Source organism: Streptomyces sp. NEAU-W12, from assembly GCF_026242095.1.
Taxonomy (GTDB): Bacteria; Actinomycetota; Actinomycetes; order Streptomycetales; family Streptomycetaceae; genus Streptomyces.
Genome location: NZ_JAPJDM010000002.1, coordinates 267,827 through 289,506, shown reverse-complemented (window position 1 = coordinate 289,506; position 21,680 = coordinate 267,827). Strand labels below are relative to the sequence as shown.

Genomic DNA, 21,680 nt, shown 5'->3' with positions numbered 1-21,680 from the left:
CTTGTCGAGCAGCAATCCGCTGCGTGATCCGGCGGACCGGCGGCTCCCGCGTATCGCGGGGCCGTCGGGCCTGGTCATCTTCGGGGTCACGGGCGACCTGTCGCGCAAGAAGCTGATGCCGGCGGTGTACGACCTCGCCAACCGGGGTCTGCTGCCGCCGGGCTTCTCGCTGGTCGGTTTCGCCCGCCGGGAGTGGGCGCACGAGGACTTCGCGCAGGAGGTGCACGACGCGGTCAAGGAACACGCCCGCACCCCCTTCCGCGAGGAGGTCTGGCAGCAGCTCATCCAGGGCATGCGGTTCGTCCAGGGCACCTTCGACGACGACGAGTCCTTCGAACGGCTGCGCGGCACGATCGAGGAGCTGGACAAGGCGCAGGGCACGGGCGGCAACTTCGCCTTCTACCTGTCGGTGCCGCCGCGTTCCTTCCCGGTGGTCATCCAGCAGCTGAAGAAGCACGGGCTGGCCGACCAGTCGAGCGGTTCCTGGCGGCGCGCGGTGATCGAGAAGCCGTTCGGCCACGACCTGAGGTCGGCCGAGGAGCTCAACGCGATCGTGCACGAGGTGTTCGCCCCGGACCAGGTCTTCCGGATCGACCACTACCTGGGCAAGGAGACCGTCCAGAACATCCTGGCCCTGCGTTTCGCGAACACGATGTTCGAGCCGATCTGGAACCGGTCCTTCGTCGACCACGTGCAGATCACCATGGCCGAGGACATCGGTATCGGCGGCCGGGCCGGCTACTACGACGGCATCGGCGCCGCCCGCGACGTCATCCAGAACCACCTGCTCCAGCTGATGGCGCTGACCGCGATGGAGGAGCCGGCCTCCTTCGACGCGGACGCGCTGGCCGCGGAGAAGACCAAGGTGCTCGGCGCCGTGCGGCTGCCGAGGGACCTGGGCCGGGACACCGTGCGCGGGCAGTACGCGGCGGGCTGGCAGGGCGGCGCGAAGGCGGTCGGGTACCTGGAGGAGGACGGCATCGACGCGGGCTCCACCACCGACACGTACGCGGCGATCAAGCTGGGCGTCGACAACCGCCGCTGGGCGGGCGTCCCCTTCTACCTGCGCACCGGCAAGCGGCTGGGCCGCCGGGTCACCGAGATCGCGGTCGTCTTCCAGCGGGCACCGCACTCCCCCTTCGACACCACGGCCACCGAGGAGCTCGGGTCGAACGCCATCGTCATCCGCGTCCAGCCGGACGAGGGTGTCACGGTGCGGTTCGGCTCGAAGGTGCCCGGCACCTCGATGGAGATCCGGGACGTGTCGATGGACTTCGCCTACGGCGAGTCGTTCACGGAGTCCAGCCCGGAGGCCTACGAGCGCCTCATCCTCGACGTGCTGCTCGGCGACTCCAACCTCTTCCCGCGCACCGAGGAGGTCGAGCTGTCCTGGAAGATCCTCGACCCGATCGAGGAGTACTGGGACAACCACGGCAGGCCGGCCCAGTATCCGGCCGGTACCTGGGGACCGGTCGAGGCGGACCACATGCTCGAGCGAGACGGACGGAGCTGGCGCCGGCCATGAAGACAGCCCTCACGGACACCACGGCCAGCAAGATCAACAAATCGCTGGTGCAGGCCCGCCGGGCCATCGGCACCCCGGCCGTCGGCATGGTGCTCACCCTGGTCATCGTCACCGACGAGGAGAACGCCTACGACGCGCTGAGGTCCGCCGGGGACGCCTCGCGCGAACACCCCTCGCGCACCCTGGTCGTCATCAAGCGCGTCTCCCGCCCGCACCGCGGCCGTACGCAGTCCCGGCTGGACGCCGAGGTGCTGGTCGGCGCCGACGCGGGCGCCGGCGAGACGGTCGTGCTGCGGCTGTACGGCGAGGTCGCCGACCACGCCCAGTCCGTCGTGCTGCCGCTGCTGCTGCCCGACGCCCCGGTGGTGGTCTGGTGGCCGGTCGACGCACCACTGGACCCGGCCGGCGATCCACTGGGCGCACTGGGCCAGCGGCGCGTGACCGACACCTACGCCTGCGAGCAGCCGGTGCGGGAGCTCGCCGCCCGTGCCGACTCCTACACCCCGGGCGACACCGACCTGTCCTGGACCCGGATCACGCCCTGGCGTTCGATGCTGGCGGCGGCCCTGGACCAGGTGACCTGCGAGGTGCAGGGCGTCGAGGTGGAGGGGGAGGAGTCCAACCCGAGCTGTGAGCTGCTGGCCATGTGGCTCGCGGACCGGCTGGACGTCCCCGTGAAGCGTTCGCTGTCCGCCGGCCCCGGGCTCACGGCGGTCCGTCTGACGACCGACTGCGGTCCGATCGTGCTGGACCGGGCCGACGGTTCGCTGGCGACGCTGTCGATCCAGGGTCAGCCGGGGCGTGCGGTGGCGCTCAAGCGCCGGGCCACGTCGGAGCTGATCGCGGAGGAGCTGCGCCGGCTCGACCCGGACGACACGTACGCGTCGGCGCTGCGGTACGGGGTCGAGCGGCTGAGGAGCCCGGCGCACCGGCCGTCGGCGGATCCGACGGTGCCTCCGGCGCCGTCGGGCCAGCGGCCGGAGGCGGTGTCGCGGGCGCTGGACGACGCGTCCGGTGACTCCGGGAAGCGGTCGGCGGGTGAACCGCCGGCCAAAGGAGCAGGAGCGGAAGAAGCAGGAGCGGAAGGAGCGGGGAGCCCCGCTCCCGGCGAAGCGGCTGCGGAAGGTCCCCGGGCCGCCGCGGCGGCGCAGGCGCCGGTGAAGGGGGCGGCGGCGACATGAGTACGGCACCGCAGCTCGTCGTGCACCGCGACAAGGAGCTGATGGCGCAGGCCGCGGCGGCCCGGCTGATCACCCGGGTCGTGGACGCGCAGGCCTCGCGGGGCTCGGCGTCCGTGGTCCTGACCGGCGGCCGCAACGGCAACGGCCTGCTGGCCGCGCTCGCGGCGGCGCCCGCCCGGGACGCGGTCGACTGGGGCCGGATCGACCTGTGGTGGGGTGACGAGCGGTTCCTGCCGGACGGCGACCCGGAGCGCAATGTCACCCAGGCGCGCGAGGCGCTGCTCGACGCGGTGCCACTGGACCCGGAGCGTGTGCACGCCATGCCCGCGTCCGACGGACCGCACGGCACCGACGTGGACGCGGCGGCGGCCGCGTACGCCGAGGAGCTGGCCCGTGCCGCGGGACCGACGAACCACGGAGGGGTGCCGGAGTTCGACGTGCTGATGCTGGGCGTCGGCCCGGACACGCACGTGGCGTCCCTCTTCCCGGAGCTGCCCGCGGTCCGGGAGACGGAGCGCGCGGTGGTCGGCGTCCACGGCGCGCCCAAGCCGCCGCCGACCAGGGTGACGCTCACCCTGCCGGCGATCCGTACGGCCCGCGAGGTGTGGCTGCTGGCGGCCGGTGAGGACAAGGCGAAGGCCGCGGCGATCGCCCTGTCGGGCGCGGGCGAGATCCAGGCCCCGGCGGCCGGCGCATACGGCCGGGCCCGCACCCTGTGGCTCCTGGACACGGCGGCGGCCTCGCACCTGCCCCGGTCGCTCTATCCGTCGGCGTCGGCCTGATCAGCCCGTCCGGGGGCGCCCCCTGCTCGTAGGACTCGGGGGGAAGGAAGGGGCGGCGGGGGCGAAGGACCCCTCGCCGCCCCCGCACCCGCCCCTCACTTCACCGACCCCGCCATCACCCCCTGCACGAAGTGCCGCTGGAAGGCGAAGAACACCACCACCGGCACCACCAGCGACAGAAACGCCCCCGGTGCGAGCACGTCGATGTTGCTGCCGAACTGGCGGATCTGCGACTGGAGTTCCACCGTCAGCGGCTGCGCGGAGCTGTCGGCGAAGAGCAGGGCGACCAGCATGTCGTTCCAGACCCACAGGAACTGGAAGACGGCGAGGCTGGCGATCGCCGGGCGGCCCACGGGCAGGACGAGCCGGGTGAAGACACGCCACTCGCTGCCGCCGTCCATCCGGGCGGCCTCCAGCATCTCCTTGGGCATCTCGGCGAAGTAGTTCCGCAGCAGGAACACCGCGAACGGCAGCCCGTACGCCACGTGGAACAGCACGACTCCGGGGATGGTCCCGAACAGTCCCAGCTGGCCGAAGAGTTTGGCGACCGGCAGCAGCCCGATCTGCACGGGCACGACCAGCAGCGCCACCACGAGGAGGAAGACCGCCTCACGGCCGGGGAAGTCCAGCCAGGCGAAGGCGTATCCGGCGAGCGCCGCGACGACCACGACCAGGACCGTGGTCGGCACCGAGATCAGCACGGTGTTCCAGAACGCCTGGGTCATGCCCGAGTTCTTCAGCAGGGCCGCGTAGTTGTCGAAGGACAGCTGCCCGGGGCTGGTGAACACGGTCCACCAGCCGCCCTTGGCCGTGTCCTCCGCGGAGCGCATCGAGGACAGGAACAGGCCGGCCAGCGGGGTCATCCACACCAGGCCGATCACGACCAGGAACGCCTGCACCACGGCGTTGCCCAGGCCGCGCCGGATCGCGTTCATCGCTGACTCCTTCGGAAGCGGCGGACGTTGAAGACCATGGCGGGGACGACCAGCAGCAGGAGCAGTACACCGAGGGCGCTGCCCAGCCCCTGGTTGTTGCCGCCGCCGAACGACACCAGCCACATCTGGGTGGCGAGTACGGTCGCGTCCTCCTGCACGGGTCCGGGCGCGATGATGTAGACGAGGTCGAAGACCTTCATCACGTTGATCACCAGGGTCACGAAGACGACGGTGAGGACGGGCGCGAGCAGCGGGACGGTGATCCGGCGGAAGATCTGCCACTCGTTCGCGCCGTCCATCCGCGCGGCCTCCAGCGCGTCCCGCGGCAGGGTGGAGAGGCCCGCGCCGATCATCACCATCGCGAAGCCGGTCCAGATCCACAGGTAGGCCCCGATGATCGCCGGGGTGACCAGGGTGGGGCCGAGCCAGGAGATGCCGTCGTAGGGGGGCGCGAAGTTGGCGGCGGGCAGCTCGACGGCGTAGGGGCCGCCGGCCAGGCCGGTGAAGGAGAACGAGCCGTCGGCGGCGGTCGTCGTGCTCGCGACGGTGCGTCCGTCACGGACCGCCTCGACCTTCATCCCGGGCAGTCCGCTCTCCTCCCGGTCGACGACTCCCGGTTCTCCTCCGCCGCCGGGGGTGAAGTCGAGGTAGACCACGCCGCGGACCTCGTCGGCGCCGGCCTCCCGGCCGGTGGCCGCCGGGTGCGCGGGGGCGGCGCCGTCGGGGAGGTCCTTGGGGGCGACGCCGACCAGGCCGAGGGCCGTGACGGTGCCCGGGGAGACGTCCGCGCCGGTCGCGTACGCGCCGTCGGCCTGCTGTGCCAGGCCCGCCCCGGCGCCCCCTCCCCCGTTCCCGTCCCCGCCGCCGGTGTCCTCGCGGGCGCGGGCGGTCGGGTAGGAGGAGCTGCCCTTGAAGGCGTCGTGGAGGGAGACGGCGGCGGCGTTCAGCACGCCCTTGTCGGGGTCGTCGTCGTAGGCGAGCCGGAAGATGATGCCGGCCGCCAGGAAGGACACCGCCATCGGCATGAACAGCAGCAGTTTGAAGGCGGTGGCCCAGCGGACCTTCTCCACCAGCACGGCCAGGATCAGGCCGAGGCCGGTGAGCAGGGTGGGGGCGATCACCACCCAGATCGCGGTGTTGCGGACGGCCTTGAGGGTGGCGGGGTCGCGGAACATCTCGGTGTAGTTCCCGGCGCCCACGAACCGGGTTCCGGAGGCGTCGAAGAGGCTGCGGCCGACGGAGAACAGCACCGGGTACACGACCAGCGCGCCCAGCAGGAGCAGCGCGGGCAGCACGAACAGCACGGCGACGGCGCGCCCCCGCAGACGCCGGCGGCGGGCGTCTGCGGGGGGCGGGGACGCCGGAGGGCTCGCCTCTTTCACCAGGGTGGCGGTCATGGCCGTCAGTTCCCGTACGCCTTGGCCGCCGCCTTCTCCAGCTCGGCCGCGGTCTTCTCCGGGTCGGACGGGTCGCGCAGGAAGTCCTGGAGGATCTTCCACTCGCCGGTGCCCTTGGTGCCGCCGAAGGCCGCCGGGGCCTGGTCCGACATGTCGAAGCGGACCGAGTCGCCGGCCTCGACGAGGGACTCGGCGGTGGCGCGGGTGACGTCGTCGCCGTAGGAGGCGAGGTCGAGCTTCGTGTTCGGGGAGAGGAAGCCGCCGGCCTCGGCCCACACGGCGGCGGCCTCGGGGGTGGCCAGGTACTCGAGCAGCGCCATGCCCGCCTCGGCGTTCTTGCCGTCCTTGAGCACCACGGCCGCGTCGCCGCCGCTGACCACCGGTGCCTCGCCGTCGCCGACCGGCGGGAACGGGAAGAAGTTCGCGTCGGTGCCGATGTCCTTGCCGAACTGGTCCTTGGCGACGCCGGCCACGAAGTCGCCCTCGTAGACCATGGCGGCGTCGGGCTCGGGGCCGAAGACCTTCTCCACCGAGCCGGGGAAGTCGGTGTTCAGCGCTTCCTTGCGACCGCCGGCGATGAGCTGCTCGTCCTTGAAGAGGTCGCCGAGTGTGGTGAGCGCCTCGACCACCGTCGGGTCGGTCCACTTGGTCTCGTGTGCGGCGAGGGCGTCGTACTTCTCGGGGCCGGCCTGGGAGAGGTAGACGTTCTCGAACCAGTCGGTCAGTGTCCAGCCGTCCTGTCCGGCGACCGAGAAGGCGGCGAGGCCGGAGTCGGAGATCGTCTGCCCGTCCTCCAGCAGGGCGTCGTAGGTCTTCGGCGGGGTGACCCCGGCCTGTTCGAAGGCCTCGGGGCTGTACCAGACGGTCGACTTGTGGGCGGCCTTGAAGTAGAGGCCGTACAGGGTGCCGTCGACGCTGCCGTAGGTGCGCCAGACTTCGGCGAAGTTGGCGTCGACGGTGTCCCGGACCTTCTTGTCCAGCGGCTTGAGCCAGCCCTGCTCGGCGAACTGCTTCAACACGCCGACCTGCGGGACCATCACGACGTCGGGGGCGTTTCCGCCCTCGATCTTGCTGCCGACGACGGTGGAGACGTTGTCGCCGGTGGACACGAACTGGGTCGTGGCGCCGGTCTTCTCGGTGAAGGCGTCCAGCACCTTCTGGAAGTTCTTCTGCTCGCTGCCGGACCAGACGCCGGCGACCGAGACGGTCTGACCGCCGAGCGCCTTGTCGCCGCCGCCGGCCGCGACGGGCTCGCCCGAGCCGCAGGCGGTGGTGCCGAGGGCGAGCACGAGGGCGGTGCAGCCGGTGAGCAGGGTGGTACGTCGTCGCATCATCGTCGATGTCCCTTCGGGATACGTTCCGGGTACGGGGAGCGGGTGGGGTCCGGGATACGGGGAGCGGTGGGGTTCAGGAGCCGTTGATCCACCAGGCGGCCGTGGAGCCGGGCAGGACCCCGGGCGGGCACGGGCCGCTGGCGAGCAGCGGGGTGCCGAGGACCGGGGCGGACACGGGGGTGGTGCCGAAGTTCACGGCGCACACCAGGTCGTCGGCGCGGACGAAGGCCAGGACGTCCGGCCCGGTCTCCAGCCAGCGCAGCGTGCCCTCGCCCAACTGGGGCAGCGCGGAACGCAGCTGCAGGCCGTCGCGGTAGAGGTGCCAGGAGGAACGGGTGTCGGCGAGGGCCCGGTCGGTGGCGTGCTCGGCGAACCAGTCGGGCTGCGGCAGCCAGGGGGCGGCCCCCTCGGCGCCGGAGGTGAAGCCGAACGGGGAGGCCTGCCCCGACCAGGGCAGCGGCACCCGGCACCCGTCGCGGATCCGGGCGCGGCTGCCGGTGCGGCGGAAGATCGGGTCGGTGAGCACGTCGTCGGGGAGGTCGACGACCTCGGGCAGGCCCAGCTCCTCGCCCTGGTAGATGTACGCGGCGCCGGGCAGCGCCAGCATCAGCAGTGCGGCGGCGCGGGCGCGGGCGGTGCCGAGGCCGCTGCCCTGGGGGGCGGGTTCGCCGTAGCGGGTGACGGTGCGGACCTGGTCGTGGTTGTTGAGGACCCAGGTGACGGTCGAGCCGGTGCCGGCGATGTCCTGCACGGCCTCGGAGACGACCTTGCGGAAGGCGTCGGCGTCCCAGGGCGCGCCGAGCAGGTCGAAGAAGAAGGCCTGGTGCAGCTCGTCGGGTCGGACGTACGTGGCGTGTTCGCGGGCGCTCGGGACGGAGACCTCGCCGACCAGGAGCCGTTCACGGCCGTCGCGCCGCGTGTACTCCTCGCACACCGCGCGCCAGTGCCGCCACACCTCGTGCACCTCGGGCTGGTTCCAGGCCAGCGGGTTGACCGAGTCGCGGGCGCGGGCGTCGGCCCCGGGGTCCGGGGAGTCGGGCAGGTCCGGGTGTTTGAAGAGTCCGGCGGCGACGTCTACGCGGAAGCCGTCGGCGCCGCGGTCCAGCCAGAACCGCAGGGTGCGGTCGAAGTCGGCGGCGACCTCGGGGGTGCGCCAGTTCCAGTCCGGCTGTTCGGGCGTGAACATGTGCAGGTACCACTGGCCGGGCCGGCCGTCCGGCTCGGTGACGCGCGTCCAGGCGGGCCCGCCGAACATGGCATGCCAGTTGTTGGGCGGTTCGGCGCCGTCCGGTCCGCGGCCGTCGGCGAAGTGGAAACGGGCGCGCTGCGGGCTGCCGGGCGGCGCGGAGAGCGCCTCGCGGAACCAGGGGTGCTCACTGGAGCAGTGGTTGGGGACGATGTCCAGCAGCACCTTGACGTCGAGCCGCCGGGCGGCCCCTACGAGCAGGTCGAACTCCGCGAGGTCGCCGAAGACCGGGTCGATGTCACGGTGGTCGGCGACGTCGTAGCCGTGGTCGTGCTGCGGCGAGGGGTAGACGGGGCTCAGCCAGATCCCGTCCACACCCAGTTTCCTCAGGTACGGCAGACCCGCCCGGACCCCGGCGAGGTCGCCGATGCCGTCGCCGGTGCTGTCCAGGAAGCTGCGGACGTACACCTGGTAGATCACTGCGTCGCGCCACCAGCGGTGGGTGTCGATGTGCTCGGAACTCACCACGTCGACCTGTCTGTGCGTGCGGAGACCCGGGGTTCCCGGGCCGACGGCACTGTCGCCGTTATGGATGCATGTTAGGTAGGTGTGTCACGGAGGTGTCAATGAAGTGGCACAAGCTACCGGGCGGTTGCCGTAGGAAAACCATCTCTTCATGGGACATGACGGGCACAGTCGAGACATCCGCGTTACCTAACAGGTAACTAGAGATGGATGTCCGGGTGAGCGGCGCCGGGGCGGGCGGCGCGTCTAGCTCGCGGAGACGGCGGCGAGTTCGCGTGCCAGCCGTCGCACCGCGGACCCGGGGGTCTGCCGTCCGGTCATCGCGTCGCGCACCACCGCCTGCACGACCAGGCTCACCTGGTCGTAACGCGGGCTCTTGGGGCGCGGGGCGGCGGCGAGCACGCTCTCGCGCAGCGTCGGCAGGTACGGGAACCGCCGGACCAGCTCCGGGTCGTCGTACAGCGCGGCCCGGACGGGCGGCAGCGCGCCGCGGGTGAGCACCTGGCGCTGGACGGGGTCGCTGGTGAGGTGGGCGATCAGCCGCGCGGCGGAGTCGGGGTACCGCGCGTGGGCGGCCACGGCGAGGTTGGAACCGCCGAGGACACTGGTCCCCGGCCCGTCCGGCCCCGGCAGGGGCACGGCGCCGACCTTGCCGGCGACCGCGGAGCCCTCGGCCGACGCGGCGACGTAGGCGTAGGGCCAGTTGCGCAGGAAGAGCAGCCTGCCGTCCTGGAAGGCCTGCTTGGACTCCTCCTCCTTGTAGGCCAGCGCCTCCTGGGGGATCCAGCCGTCGCGGACCCCGCGGGCGAGGAACCCGATGCCCTCGCGGGCCGCCCGGGAGTCGACGGTGACGCGCTCGCCCTCGTCGCCCAGGATGGTGCCGCCCGCCGAGTAGACGGCCTCGGCCGCGTTGACGGTCAGGCCCTCGTAGGGCAGGAACTGGCCCGCGTAGCCGTCGAGTCCGTGCGCCGGGGCGAGGGTCCTCGCGGCCCGCTCCAGGTCGTCCCAGGTACGCGGCGGTGCCACCCCCTCGGCGTCGAGCACGTCCGCGCGGTACAGGAGCAGCCCGGCGTTGGTCACGTACGGGACTGCGTACAGCCGGCCGTCGTAGGTCGCGGTGTCCACGACCCCCGGCAGGAAGGCGTCCAGCGGGAAGCGGTCGCGCGGCAGCGGGCGGATCCAGCCTCCGGCGGCGAACTCCGAGGTCCAGCTGACGTCGATGTTGAGCACGTCGAAGCGGCCGCGGCCGGCGTCGCGCAGGTCGGTGATCATCTGCGCGCGGGTCTCGTCGGCCGAGTCGGGCAGTTCGACGAGGGTGACCTCCTCGCCGGGATGGGTGCGGTTCCAGCCGTCGAGCAGCGGGCCGAGATAGCCGGTGAGGTCCCCCGCGGTGGCCAGGGTGAGCGGGCCGCGCCCGCCGCCGGGGGCGACCTGGCCGGCACGCGCCCCGGAGGCCACCCCCACGGCCAGGAGCACGGCGAGGACGAGAAGGCCCCTGCCCGCGGCACGGATCCACCGCATGGGTTCCTCCCTGTGCACCCGTGACCGGTACTGTCCGGCACCACCCGGCACCCTTGCCGGGGTCAGTGGCCATGTATACCTGTTAGGTATCGGTGATACTAGGGCGTGCGGCACATCCCGTGTGCGCGGGACACGGCATCGGGCGCGGGCACGAAGGACGCGGGGAGGAGAGCACGAGTGCGGCAGTCCCTGCTGGCCCTGCTCGCCCGCGGCCCCGCCCACGGCTACGAGCTGAAGCAGGACCTTGAGCAACTGCTGGGCTCCGCGTACCCTCAGCCGAACGTCGGCCAGATCTACGTCACCCTGGGCCGCCTCGAGAAGTCGGGGCTGATCGAGGGCGAGGACGTCGAGCAGTCCAGCCGGCCCAACAAGAAGGTCTACCACCTCACCGACGCCGGGCGGGAGGCGCTGCGCGCCTGGTACGAGGAGACCGCGGACGAGCCGCGGGTGCGGGACGAGTTCTTCATGAAGCTGGCCCTCGCCCCGCAGACCGGCCTCGCCGACCGGATCGCCCTGATCAACCGGCAGCGGCGCCAGTACCTCAACACCATGCGGCAGTTGTCGAAGCTGGCCGCCGCCGAAGACCGGGACAACCGCGTCGCCCATCTGCTGATCGAGGGCGCGATGCTGCACCTGCAGGCCGACCTCGACTGGCTGGAGCGGTGCCAGGAAGAGCTGGAGGAGCTGGAGTGAGCGAGAGCCCCGCCCTCGTGCTGCGCGCCGAAGGCCTGGTCAAGACGCACCACGGCGAGGGAGCCCCGGCGCACGCGGTGCGCGGGGTCGGGCTGCGGGTCAGGCGCGGCGAGTTCGTGGCGGTCACCGGCCCGTCCGGGGCCGGCAAGTCGACCCTGCTCCATCTGCTCGGCGGGCTCCAGCGTCCGGACGCCGGCAGCATCTGGCTGGACGGCGAGCGCACCGACGCCTACGGCGAGGCCCGCTGGGCGGTGGAGCGCAGGAAGCGCATCGGGATCGTCTTCCAGTTCTTCAACCTCGTCTCGAACCTGTCGGTCGCCGACAACGTGGAGCTGCCGGCCCTGCTCGCCGGGACCCCGCCGAAGAAGGCCCGCGCCGGCCGGGAGGAGCTGCTGGCCGAGCTGGGCCTGACGGGCAAGGAGCGGAGCATGCCCGGCGAGCTGTCCGGCGGTGAGCAGCAGCGGGTCGCGCTGGCCCGTGCCCTGGTCAACCATCCGCCGCTGCTGCTGGCCGACGAACCCGCCGGCAGTCTGGACAGCAAGGGCACCCGCGAGGTGATGCGGCTGCTGTCCCGCTTCCACCAGCGCGGACAGACGATCGTCCTGGTCACGCACGACGCCCGGCTGGCGAGCGCCGCCGACCGGGTGATCAGCTTCTTCGACGGACGGATCGCCGACGACGCGGAACTCGACGGGACGCCGTCGCGCGGCCGCGGCACGTCCGGGGTGCTGGAACTCAGGGACTGACCGGGAGCCGACCAGGAACCGACCGGAGCACGGGACCGACCAGGAACCGACCGGAGCACGGGACCGACCAGGACTGACGAAGGACGGGCATGCGGGTGTACGACGGTCCGGGCGTCCGGCGCGGGCGAAGGAGCTGACGCCGGTGCGAGCGACCCTGCGCTGGGCGCACTCCGATCTGCGCGCGCACCGCGGCGAGGCGCTGTTCCTGGTCCTCGCCACCGCGGGGGTCGTCGCGTCCCTGCTGCTGGCCACGGCCCTGTTCGGATACGCCACCAACCCCTGGCAGCGGACCTTCACCCAGGCCCGCGGCGCCCACGTCACCCTGCACACCACCGTCTCGGCCGATGCCTCGAAGCTGGCGGACCTGGACGGTGTGGAGTCCGTCTCCGGCCCCCACCCCACGGCCTCCGTGACCCTCACCGCCCGCGGCAGCCGGGCCTCCGCCGAACTGCGCGGCACGGTCGGACGGCCCGGGACCGGCCGCCCGCTGATCACCTCCGGGCACTGGCTGGACCCCGCCGTCCCCGACGGTGTGGTCCTGGAGAGCAGCCTCGCCCGTGCCCTGCTCACCGCGCCCGGCGACACCCTCACCCTGCCCGGCACCGCGCGGACCCTGACCGTGGTGGGCGTCGCCGACAGCGCCGAGCCGCGCTACCGGCCGGGGGAACAGCCCGGCCTGGTGTGGGCCCTGCCGTCGGCCGTGCCCGACCCCGACGGCCGGGTGACCGGGCTGCGGCTGACCGACCCCGCCGACACCGGGTACGCGGTGCAGCGTGCGGTGACGGTGCTGGGCGCCGGCGCCATCGGCGAGGTCTCCACCTGGCAGCAGGCGCGGGCCGCGGCGCAGGGCGACAACCGGCTGCTCGGCCAGGTCCTCGGCCTGTTCGGGACCGGCGCGCTGGTCGCCGCCGGGTTCGCGGTGCACGGGGCGATCGGCACCCGGATCCGGGGGCACCTGCGGGACATCTCCGTCCTCAAGGCGATCGGCTTCACCCCGGGGCAGGTCGTCCGCGTCTTCCTGCTCCAGCACCTGGGCTACGCCCTGCTGGGCGCGGTGGCGGCCGCCGCGCTGACCGAGGCGCTGGGCAGCGGGATACCGGGCCGGCTCGGGGACGCGGTCGGCGTGTGGCAGGGGCTGCCGGGACACACCGTGGCACTGTTCGCCGTGCCCGTGGGGGCGGTGCTGTTCATCGGTGCCACCACCGGGCTCGCGGCGTGGCGGGCGGGCCGGGTGCCGCCGGTGCCGGTGCCCAGACCGGCGGCACCAAAGGCGGGCCGGCTGACGGGGGTGGCGCGACGGGCGCTGGGGGCCCGGGTGCCGCCCGCACTGGTCCTGGGCGGGCACAAGGCGTTCGGCCGCCGTCCGCGCTCCCTGGGCACGGTGGCCAGGCTGGCGTTGCCACTGCTGCTGATCGTGACGGCGCTGAGCGCCTGGACCACCATCGACCGCTTCCACAGCAGCCCGGAGCGGGTGGGGCTGCCCGCCGCGCTCAGCGTCCGCGCGGACGCCTCGTTCGGTGACCGGGAGGTCCGCGCCCTGCTGGAACGCGATCCGCAGGTCGCCGCCGCCCACCCGGGCGTGGAGGTGGCCGCCCTGGTCCCCGGCCAGACCGCGACGATCGCGCTGCGCGGCTTCGGCACCCGCCGGGAGCCCTACCCGTTCGCCCTGGCCGAGGGCCGAGCCGCGCACGGACCCGACGAGGCGGTGGCCGGGCAGGGGCTGCTGGACCTGCTGCATGTCCGGGTCGGCGACTGGGTGCGGGTGACCGTCGGCGACCGGCCGCAGATCCTGCACATCGTCGGCCGCAGCATCGAGCCCGAGAACGCCGGACGGGTCATCTCCACCTCGCTCGACACCCTCCGCGGCAACGACCCCGGACTGAGGCCCGCCCTCTACCAGGTCCGGCTGGACCCGGGCGCCGACCCCGCGGCCGTCGCCGAGCGGCTGGCCGGGGCGGGAGACGGCAGACTGGACGTGCGTGAGGTGACCAACCCCGCCGAAGGGCTGTCCGCGTTGCGCGCGGTCGTCGTCGGGCTGATCGCCGTACTCGCCCTGATCGGGCTGATCGAGCTGCTCACCGCGATCGGCGGCACGGTGCGCGAGGGCGAACGGGATCTGCTCGCGCTCAAGGCGATCGGCCTCTCGCCCCGGCAGATCACCGGGATCACGGTCACGGCCGCCTCCTGCACGGCACTGGCCGCCGTGCTCGTCGCCATGGGGCTGGGGCTGCCACTGGCGCACTGGCTGATCGACGCCCAGGGAAGGTCGAGCGGCATCGGCGCCGGAATCGCCCGGGGGCCCTCCTCCGCGCTCCTGGTGCTGCTCGCCGCCGCCGCCGTCCTGGGCGCCGCCGCCCTGGCGTCCCTCCCGGCGGCCCGCGCGGCCCGGCGCCGCCTCGCGGACACCCTGAGCGCGGTCACGTGACGGCCTGACGGTCCCGGGAGCTGCGGCAGGTGGGTGCGCGGAGGGGTTCTCCGGATCGCGTCCCGCGTCATGGAGCAGGGGGTCAAGCGTTGCGCGTTCCGGTACAAGGCCTCGGGCGGTCTCCGCAGAGGCGGCAGCCCACAGGGCGCCCTGCTGAGACGGGTTGATCCCCTGGAGCGACGGGACCTCCGTCCCCGACCTGTGGGTTCCGGTGCCCCGATCGGCTGCACCACCCGGAGGGACGCCGCCGTTCTCCGGTGGGTCAGCACGCGTACGGGTTCTGCGGGGCGGACGGTGCGTACGGATGGCCGGGCGTGCCCGGGGCGTACGGGGACCGCGGGGAGGAGTAGGGGTTCCCCCGCACCGGCGTGTGCGGCTGTCCGGGACCGTACGCCGGGGCGTGGGGGGAAACGGAGACCGGGTGTGATGCCGGTTCCGGCGCCGGAGCCGGGATCTGCGGGACGAGTCCGGGGAACGGGCCCCGGGGCGCCGGGGGTCCGTCAGCCGGATGCCGTAGCACCGCTCGAGCCGTTCGATGGACGGCTCGAGCGAGTCGGGTATCCGCGCGGGGCGGAACAGCGCCCGCGCCAGCTGACGGGGCTTCGGGAACGTCGTGCACCTGAGCGTTCCGCCTGTCCAACTCCCGGGTGCACGTCTCGACTTGAGCGCCCCCGAGCGTCTGCTGTGACGGTCGTCGTCATGATCGACGGGGGATTCCACGGGAAGCGGACGGCGGCACGCCGTCCGCTTCCCGCTCCGCTACCGGCTCCGGCCGCGCAGCTCCCGGTAGGTGGCGACCAGGGCCCGGCTGGAGGCGTCCAGGCCGGGCACGTCGGCGCCCTCGGTGAGCGCGGGTTCGACGCGCTTGGCGAGCACCTTGCCGAGCTCCACGCCCCACTGGTCGAAGGAGTCGATGTTCCAGACCGCGCCCTGCACGAACACCTTGTGCTCGTAGAGGGCGACGAGCTGGCCGAGGACGGACGGGGTCAGCTCGCGCGCGAGGACCGTGGTCGTGGGGTGGTCGCCCTTGAACGTCTTGTGCGGCACCAGTTCCTCGGGCACTCCCTCGCCACGCACCTCGTCCGGCGTCTTGCCGAAGGCCAGGGCCTGCGTCTGGGCGAAGAAGTTGGCCATCAACAGGTCGTGCTGCGCCTTGAGTTCGTCACTCAGCTCGGCGACCGGCTCGGCGAAGCCGATGAAGTCCGCCGGGATCAGCTTCGTCCCCTGGTGGATCAGCTGGTAGTAGGCGTGCTGCCCGTTGGTCCCCGGCGTGCCCCAGACGACGGGGCCGGTCTGCCACCGGACCTCGCGCCCGTCCCGGCCGACGTACTTGCCGTTGGACTCCATGTCGAGCTGCTGGAGATAGGCGGTGAACTTCGCCAGGTAGTGCGAGTACGGCAGCACCGCGTGCGACTGGGCGCCCAGGAAGTTGTTGTACCAGACGCCCAGCAGCCCCAGCAGCAGCGGCGCGTTGGACTCGGCGGGGGCGGTGCGGAAGTGGTCGTCGACGAGGCGGAACCCGTCGAGCATCTCCCGGAAGCGGTCCGGCCCGATGGCGATCATCAGCGACAGGCCGATCGCCGAGTCGTACGAGTAGCGTCCCCCGACCCAGTCCCAGAACTCGAACATGTTCGCGGTGTCGATGCCGAAGTCGGCGACCTTCTCCGCGTTCGTCGACAGGGCGACGAAGTGCCTGGCGACAGCGGCCTGGTCGCCGAGCGCGTCGAGCAGCCAGGTCCGCGCGGAGGTGGCGTTGGTGACCGTCTCGATGGTGGTGAAGGTCTTGGACGCGATGACGAACAGCGTCTCGGCCGGGTCCAGGTCGCGGGTGGCCTCGTGCAGGTCGGATCCGTCCACGTTGGAAACGAAGCGGACCGTGAGGTCGCGGTCGGTGAAGGCGCGCAGCGCCTCGTACGCCATCGCGGGGCCCAGGTCGGAGCCGCCGATGCCGATGTTGACCACGGCGCGGATGCGCTTGCCGGTGTGGCCGGTCCACTCGCCGGAACGCACCCGGTCGGCGAAGTCGCCCATCTTGTCGAGAACGGCGTGCACGCCCGGGACGACGTTCTCCCCGTCGACCTCGACCACCGCGTCGCGCGGCGCCCTGAGGGCGGTGTGCAGGACCGCCCGGTCCTCGGTGGTGTTGATCCGCTCACCGCGGAACATGGCGTCGCGCAACCCGAACACGTCGGTGGCCGCGGCCAGTTCGCGCAGCAGCCGCAGGGTCTCGTCGGTGACGAGGTGCTTGGAGTAATCGATGTACAGGTCACCGACCCGGAGGGTGTACGCGGTGCCCCGGTCGGGGTGGGCGGCGAACACCTCGCGCAACCGCAGGTCCCCGAGCTCCTCACGGTGCTTGGCCAGTGCGGTCCACTCGGGAGTCTGGTCGAGCCTGGTACGGCCGTCTGCGTTCATCTCGGACTTCAGCCTTCTTCCTTGCTGCCTGTGCTGCGTATCCGCCCCGCTGCCGGTTTCCAACCTAATTGATCAGAGGTGGACATGACCTGTCCTGACGCCGTCGTGAGACGCAACAACAGATACGGCTGTCCGGCCCCCGGGTATCAGCACGGCGAGGGGCAGGACGTCGGGCGGGGCCGCGGGCGGGGAGAAGGAGCGGGCCGCGGGCAGGAGCCGGCTGTGAGCAGCCGGGCGCGAGCACGGCACGGGTACGGCGTCGGTACACCGCGGCGCGGGTACACCGCGGCACCGGTGTCGGAGCGAAGCAGCACTGGTGCCGGACCGAACTGCTAGATCTCGCCCCGCAGTTTGGCGAGCGCCTCGGCGAGGATCGCCTCGCCGTCCGCGTCGCTGCGCCGCTCCCGCACATAGGCGAGGTGCGTCTTGTAGGGCTCGGTACGCGGCGGGTCCGGAGGGTTCTCCCGGTCCTGGCCCGCCGGGAAGCCGCAGCGGGGGCAGTCCCACGTGTCGGGGACCTGCGCGTCGCTCGCGAAGCTCGGCTGGGTCTCGTGCCCGTTGGAGCACCAGAAGGAGATGCGCAGCCGCGGCGCTGACTCACCGCGCTCGGCCTCGCCCATCGGCCCCGCCCCGACCCGGCTCCCCCGGATCGCGTTGCCACTTGCCACGGTTGTAACTCCCTGCGTGATGGCGCGGCGAAGCGAGTCGGCGTTCCGCTTCGCTGCGAGCGCCTCAGTCTACGTAAGGCCCAACGCGCGTCCAGTGATTGGAGTTACCGCTCCCCTGTCCAGACGCAAGCCCCATGATAGGCCGCGCTGTGCCGCGCGTACCGGACATGGGGCCTTACGCGGGGAATGCGTACCCGATGCGGGCGGATCGTCCGCCAGGGTCTTTCGCCGGGGTCAGCTCGTCTTCATCATGACGCCGAGCGCGATGATGCACACGGCCCAGAGCAGACCGACCACGACGGTGATCCGGTCGAGGTTGCGCTCGGCGACCGAGGAACCGCCGACGGAGGACTGCATGCCGCCACCGAACATGTCGGAGAGGCCGCCGCCCTTTCCCTTGTGCATCAGCACCAGCAGCATCAGCAGCAGGCTGAAGACGATCAGGGCGATCGAGAACCCCAAAACCACGGCTGGACCAACTTCCTCGGATTCGGACGGACGACGCGGGGTCCAGCACGGACTGGACCCCGCAAGGGTACGACGGATCGCGGCTAGAGCCTACTCACTGGTCGCGAAAGCGGATGATCTTGACGAACTCGTCCGCGTCCAGCGAGGCACCGCCGACCAGCGCGCCGTCGATGTCGGTCTGGGCCATGATCTCGGCGACGTTGCCCGACTTGACCGAGCCGCCGTACTGGATGCGGACCTGGTCGGCGACGTCCTGCGAGTACAGCTCGGCGAGCTTGCCGCGGATGGCGCCGCAGACCTCCTGGGCGTCCTGGGCGCCGCAGACCTTGCCGGTGCCGATGGCCCACACGGGCTCGTAGGCGATCACGACGGACTCGGCCTGCTCGGCGGGCAGGTCCTTCAGGCCGCCCTCGACCTGGGCGAGGGTGTGGGCGACGTGGGTGCCGGCCTCGCGGACGGACAGCTCCTCGCCGACACACAGGATCGGCGTGATGCCGTGCTTGTACGCGGCCTTGACCTTGGCGTTCACGAGTTCGTCGGTCTCACCGTGGTACTGCCGGCGCTCGGAGTGCCCGACCGTCACGTACGTGCACTTCAGCTTGGCCAGCATCGGACCGGAGATCTCGCCGGTGTAGGCGCCGCCGTCGTGCGCCGAGATGTCCTGGGCGCCGTACTTGATCTTCAGCTTGTCGCCGTCGACGAGGGTCTGCACGGAGCGCAGGTCGGTGAAGGGCGGCAGGACGGCGGCCTCGACGGCCTCGTAGTCCTTGTCGGCGAGCGCGAAGGCGAGCTTCTGGACGTGGGCGATGGCCTCGAGGTGGTTGAGGTTCATCTTCCAGTTGCCCGCCATCAGCGGGGTGCGGCCTTTTTCAGCAGCGGTCATTGAGGGTCAGTCCTCCAGTGCGGCGAGGCCGGGGAGCGTCTTGCCCTCGAGGTATTCGAGGGAGGCGCCGCCTCCGGTCGAGATGTGGCCGAATGCCTTTTCGTCGAAGCCCAGGGTGCGGACGGCCGCGGCGGAGTCGCCGCCGCCGACCACGGTGTAGCCCGGGGAGTCGAGGAGGGCCTGGGCGACCGCTTTGGTGCCCTCGGCGTAGTCGGGGTGCTCGAAGACGCCCATGGGGCCGTTCCAGAAGACGGTGGCCGCGTCGGCGAGCTTCGAGGCGTAGAGCGTGCAGGTCTCGGGACCGATGTCCAGGCCCATCCGGCCGGCCGGCATGGCGTCCGCGGCGACGGCGGCGGGGTTGGCCGGCGCCTTGGTCTTCAGGTCCGGGAACGCCTCGGCGACCAGGGTGTCGACCGGCAGCAGCAGTTCGACGCCGTTCTTCTCGGCGCGCTCCAGGTACTCGGTGACGGCGGACAGCTGGTCCTCCTGGACCAGCGACGTGCCGATCTCGTAGCCCTTGGCCTTGAGGAAGGTGTACGCCATGCCGCCGCCGATGAGGATGCGGTCGGCCTTGCCGAGCAGTTCGTCGATGACGGCGAGCTTGTCGGAGACCTTGGCGCCGCCGAGGGCGACGACGTAGGGCCGCTGGACGTCGTCCGTGAGCTTCTTCAGGACGCCGACCTCGGTGGCGATGAGATGACCCGCGGCGTGCGGGAGGCGTGCCGGGAGGTCGTACACGGACGCGTGCCTCCGGTGCACCGCGCCGAAGCCGTCACCCACGTAGAGGTCGGCCAGACCGGCCAGGCGGTCGGCGAAGGCGCCGCGCTCGGCGTCGTCCTTGGCGGTCTCGCCGGCGTTGAAGCGCAGGTTCTCGAGGACCGCGACCTGCCCGTCGGCGAGGCCGGCGACGGTGGCGGTGGCGGACTCGCCGACGGTGTCCGTCGCGAACGCCACGTCGGCACCGAGGAGTTCGCCCATGCGGGCGGCGGCCGGGGCGAGCGAGAAGGCGGGGTCCGGGGCGCCCTTGGGGCGGCCCAGGTGCGAGGCGACGACGACACGGCCGCCCGCCCCGGCGAGCGCCCTGACGGTGGGCAGCACCGCGCGGATGCGGCCGTCGTCGGTGATGGTGGTGCCGTCCAGCGGCACGTTGAGGTCGGCGCGGACGAAGACCCGCTTGCCCGCGACCCCTTCGGAGAGGAGTTCGTCGATCGTCTTCATGAAGGGACTCCTGGAGAAGAGCTTGTGTTCGCTCGTGATCACTCGTGATCGGAAGCGGTCGACCGCTCCGATACGCGCGTCAGGGCTCGGACAGCGCGTTGGCGCGCCGGCCGAGCCCTGCACTCATATCAGGCGGTCTGCTCCACGATCAGAGCTGGTTGCCGATGAAGACCGTGAGGTCCACGAGGCGGTTGGAGTAGCCCCACTCGTTGTCGTACCAACCGATGATCTTCACGCTCTTGCCGTCCTGGACCATGGTCAGGGACGAGTCGAACGTGCAGGACGCCGGGGCGTTGACGATGTCGGAGGAGACGATCGGGTCCTCCGTGTACTCGAGGAGACCCTTGAGCTCGCCCTCGGCGGCCTTCTGGAAGGCGGCGTTGACCTCTTCCTTGGTGACCTCGCGGCCGAGCTCGACGACCAGGTCGGTGACCGAGCCGGTCGGCACCGGGACGCGCATCGCGATGCCGTCCAGCTTGCCCTCGAGCTGCGGGAGCACCAGGGCGGTGGCCTTCGCCGCACCGGTCGTCGTCGGGATGATGTTCTCGGCGGCGGCACGGGCGCGGCGCAGGTCCTTGTGCGGGAAGTCAAGGATGCGCTGGTCGTTCGTGTACGCGTGCACCGTCGTCATCAGGCCCTTGACGATGCCGAAGTTCTCGTCGAGCACCTTCGCCATCGGCGCCACGCAGTTGGTGGTGCAGGAGGCGTTGGAGATGACGTGGTGGTTCGCCGGGTCGTACTGGTCCTGGTTGACGCCCAGCACGATGGTGACGTCCTCATCCTTGGCCGGAGCCGAGATGATGACCTTCTTGGCGCCACCGGTGATGTGCTTCTCGGCGTCGGCCTTCTTCGTGAAGATGCCGGTCGACTCGATCACGATGTCGACGCCCAGCTCACCCCACGGGATGTCCGCGGGGTCGCGCTCCGAGAGCACCTTGACCGTCTTGTCGCCGACGGTGATCGTGTCGGAGGTGTGGGTCACCTCCTGCTTGAGGCGGCCCAGAATGGTGTCGTACTTCAGCAGGTGGGCAGTGGTCGCGGTGTCACCCAGGTCATTGACCGCCACGATCTCGATGTCTGCGCCCTGCTCGAGCAATGCGCGGAAGTAGTTCCGGCCGATGCGGCCAAACCCGTTGATGCCTACGCGGATCGTCACGAACCGATCTCCTCGTTGGTGCGCCGGCTCAAGTCGCCGGCGAGCTGTATTGGGATGTCCCCGACCACCCCCGACCCTACCTCTCCGGCCCCGTGCCCGTGACATCGAGTCGGACCATTCCCGGCAGGCCGCCCCTTACCCGCCAGTAGGGTACGGACCGCCCAGGCCGGGGGACCCCGTGCGGCTCTGTCACGAAGGGCGGCCCGGTCCGGGCCGCAGGCCCTACGCCCCGTGGCCCGCTGCCGAGTTGGACCGCCGACGGCCCCCGCCCGTCGGCCTTTCCCGGCGGCGCCCTCGGCCCGCCGAGGGCATACGGGGGCGTACGGGCCGACGGGACGGCGGAGAACACCCGGCGTGTCCGGCCGGGGCACGCCACCCGCCACGACAAGGCCCTGTCCGTCGCCCGGCGGCACGGCACCGGCCCCGCCCCGCAGCCCTCGCGGACCACCCCTGCGCACGCGTGCACGCAGCCGGCCCAAGGGGCTCCCGGACGGCACGCCGAGGACGGACACGGGCGGCGGCGGTCCCGCCGAAGGTACCGCACGGCGGGGGGGATCCGGCGTCGAGGACGCCAGGACGTGTCCGGCGACCGTACCGGAGACGCGGGGCCCGGCACGCGCCC

General features: G+C 72.0%; 17 protein-coding genes. 6 read left to right on the top strand and 11 right to left on the bottom strand.

All coding sequences use genetic code 11. The features are described 5' to 3' along the window. Position 1 precedes the first annotated feature (1 nt). The 3 genes from zwf to pgl are packed head-to-tail and all read left to right on the top strand — an operon-like array spanning position 2 to position 3,488. The gene (gene zwf, locus ORI94_RS03505) at positions 2-1,525 is read left to right on the top strand and encodes a glucose-6-phosphate dehydrogenase (protein ID WP_266072271.1); all 1,524 of its coding nucleotides are present in this window, start codon (positions 2-4) and stop codon (positions 1,523-1,525) included. Further along, the gene (gene opcA, locus ORI94_RS03500) at positions 1,522-2,706 is read left to right on the top strand and encodes a glucose-6-phosphate dehydrogenase assembly protein OpcA (RefSeq protein WP_266072269.1); all 1,185 of its coding nucleotides are present in this window, start codon (positions 1,522-1,524) and stop codon (positions 2,704-2,706) included. Before zwf ends, opcA begins: the two co-directional genes overlap by 4 nt. After that, on the top strand, positions 2,703-3,488 hold the full coding sequence (gene pgl, locus ORI94_RS03495) for a 6-phosphogluconolactonase (RefSeq protein WP_266072267.1): 786 nt from the start codon (positions 2,703-2,705) through the stop codon (positions 3,486-3,488). Before opcA ends, pgl begins: the two co-directional genes overlap by 4 nt. 95 nt (positions 3,489-3,583) lie before the next feature. On the opposite strand, the gene ORI94_RS03490 is transcribed toward pgl, so the two are convergent. The 5 genes from ORI94_RS03490 to ORI94_RS03470 form a co-directional block, all read right to left on the bottom strand. Further along, on the bottom strand, positions 3,584-4,423 hold the full coding sequence (locus tag ORI94_RS03490; protein ID WP_266072265.1) for a carbohydrate ABC transporter permease: 840 nt from the start codon (positions 4,421-4,423) through the stop codon (positions 3,584-3,586). After that, a complete protein-coding gene (locus ORI94_RS03485; protein WP_266072264.1) occupies positions 4,420-5,820 on the bottom strand; it encodes an ABC transporter permease subunit in 1,401 nt (466 codons plus the stop codon). The genes ORI94_RS03490 and ORI94_RS03485 overlap by 4 nt, the downstream gene beginning before the upstream one ends. Before the next feature lie 5 nt (positions 5,821-5,825). Next, positions 5,826-7,154: an ABC transporter substrate-binding protein gene (locus ORI94_RS03480; protein WP_266072263.1), complete on the bottom strand. Its 1,329-nt coding sequence runs from the start codon at positions 7,152-7,154 to the stop codon at positions 5,826-5,828. Positions 7,155-7,227: 73 nt separating this feature from the next. Continuing rightward, positions 7,228-8,850 carry a glycoside hydrolase family 13 protein gene (locus ORI94_RS03475; protein ID WP_416237767.1) on the bottom strand — a complete coding sequence of 541 codons (1,623 nt, stop codon included), beginning with the start codon at positions 8,848-8,850 and terminating at the stop codon, positions 7,228-7,230. A 261-nt stretch (positions 8,851-9,111) separates the two neighbouring features. Continuing rightward, a complete protein-coding gene (locus tag ORI94_RS03470; protein ID WP_266072261.1) occupies positions 9,112-10,386 on the bottom strand; it encodes an ABC transporter substrate-binding protein in 1,275 nt (424 codons plus the stop codon). 177 nt (positions 10,387-10,563) lie between these two features. On the opposite strand from ORI94_RS03470, the gene ORI94_RS03465 reads away from it, so the two are divergent. The 3 genes from ORI94_RS03465 (at position 10,564) to ORI94_RS03455 (ending at position 14,250) form a co-directional block, all read left to right on the top strand. After that, on the top strand, positions 10,564-11,079 hold the full coding sequence (locus ORI94_RS03465) for a PadR family transcriptional regulator (protein ID WP_042166235.1): 516 nt from the start codon (positions 10,564-10,566) through the stop codon (positions 11,077-11,079). Next, positions 11,076-11,825, top strand: a complete 750-nt coding sequence (locus ORI94_RS03460; RefSeq protein ID WP_266072260.1) for an ABC transporter ATP-binding protein — start codon at positions 11,076-11,078, stop codon at positions 11,823-11,825. Before ORI94_RS03465 ends, ORI94_RS03460 begins: the two co-directional genes overlap by 4 nt. A 142-nt stretch (positions 11,826-11,967) precedes the next feature. Then, positions 11,968-14,250: an ABC transporter permease gene (locus ORI94_RS03455; RefSeq protein ID WP_266072257.1), complete on the top strand. Its 2,283-nt coding sequence runs from the start codon at positions 11,968-11,970 to the stop codon at positions 14,248-14,250. Between the two features lie 759 nt (positions 14,251-15,009). Here the strand turns inward: ORI94_RS03455 and pgi are convergent. The 6 genes from pgi to gap form a co-directional block, all read right to left on the bottom strand. Beyond that, complete coding sequence (pgi, locus tag ORI94_RS03450) at positions 15,010-16,665, bottom strand: glucose-6-phosphate isomerase (RefSeq protein ID WP_266072255.1); 1,656 nt, start codon at positions 16,663-16,665, stop codon at positions 15,010-15,012. 332 nt (positions 16,666-16,997) lie between these two features. Next, on the bottom strand, positions 16,998-17,333 hold the full coding sequence (locus tag ORI94_RS03445) for an RNA polymerase-binding protein RbpA (RefSeq protein WP_078649359.1): 336 nt from the start codon (positions 17,331-17,333) through the stop codon (positions 16,998-17,000). 234 nt (positions 17,334-17,567) lie between these two features. Further along, positions 17,568-17,801 (bottom strand): preprotein translocase subunit SecG, encoded by a 234-nt coding sequence (gene secG, locus ORI94_RS03440; RefSeq protein WP_266072250.1) that lies wholly within the window; start codon positions 17,799-17,801, stop codon positions 17,568-17,570. A 94-nt stretch (positions 17,802-17,895) separates the two neighbouring features. Next, the gene (gene tpiA / locus ORI94_RS03435) at positions 17,896-18,684 is read right to left on the bottom strand and encodes a triose-phosphate isomerase (protein ID WP_266072248.1); all 789 of its coding nucleotides are present in this window, start codon (positions 18,682-18,684) and stop codon (positions 17,896-17,898) included. 6 nt (positions 18,685-18,690) lie between these two features. Beyond that, on the bottom strand, positions 18,691-19,902 hold the full coding sequence (locus ORI94_RS03430) for a phosphoglycerate kinase (RefSeq protein WP_266072246.1): 1,212 nt from the start codon (positions 19,900-19,902) through the stop codon (positions 18,691-18,693). A 148-nt stretch (positions 19,903-20,050) separates the two neighbouring features. Beyond that, positions 20,051-21,058: a type I glyceraldehyde-3-phosphate dehydrogenase gene (gene gap / locus ORI94_RS03425; protein WP_042166212.1), complete on the bottom strand. Its 1,008-nt coding sequence runs from the start codon at positions 21,056-21,058 to the stop codon at positions 20,051-20,053. Positions 21,059-21,680: the final 622 nt, after the last annotated feature.

What these genes read in the sequence shown, in the direction of transcription:
- opcA (WP_266072269.1), top strand. Translation starts at nt 1,522, where the DNA reads ATGAAGACAGCCCTCACGGACACCACGGCCAGCAAGATCAACAAATCG.
- pgl (WP_266072267.1), top strand. Translation starts at nt 2,703, where the DNA reads ATGAGTACGGCACCGCAGCTCGTCGTGCACCGCGACAAGGAGCTGATG.
- ORI94_RS03490 (WP_266072265.1), bottom strand. Translation starts at nt 4,423, where the DNA reads ATGAACGCGATCCGGCGCGGCCTGGGCAACGCCGTGGTGCAGGCGTTC.
- ORI94_RS03485 (WP_266072264.1), bottom strand. Translation starts at nt 5,820, where the DNA reads ATGACCGCCACCCTGGTGAAAGAGGCGAGCCCTCCGGCGTCCCCGCCC.
- ORI94_RS03480 (WP_266072263.1), bottom strand. Translation starts at nt 7,154, where the DNA reads ATGATGCGACGACGTACCACCCTGCTCACCGGCTGCACCGCCCTCGTG.
- ORI94_RS03470 (WP_266072261.1), bottom strand. Translation starts at nt 10,386, where the DNA reads ATGCGGTGGATCCGTGCCGCGGGCAGGGGCCTTCTCGTCCTCGCCGTG.
- pgi (WP_266072255.1), bottom strand. Translation starts at nt 16,665, where the DNA reads ATGAACGCAGACGGCCGTACCAGGCTCGACCAGACTCCCGAGTGGACC.
- tpiA (WP_266072248.1), bottom strand. Translation starts at nt 18,684, where the DNA reads ATGACCGCTGCTGAAAAAGGCCGCACCCCGCTGATGGCGGGCAACTGG.
- ORI94_RS03430 (WP_266072246.1), bottom strand. Translation starts at nt 19,902, where the DNA reads ATGAAGACGATCGACGAACTCCTCTCCGAAGGGGTCGCGGGCAAGCGG.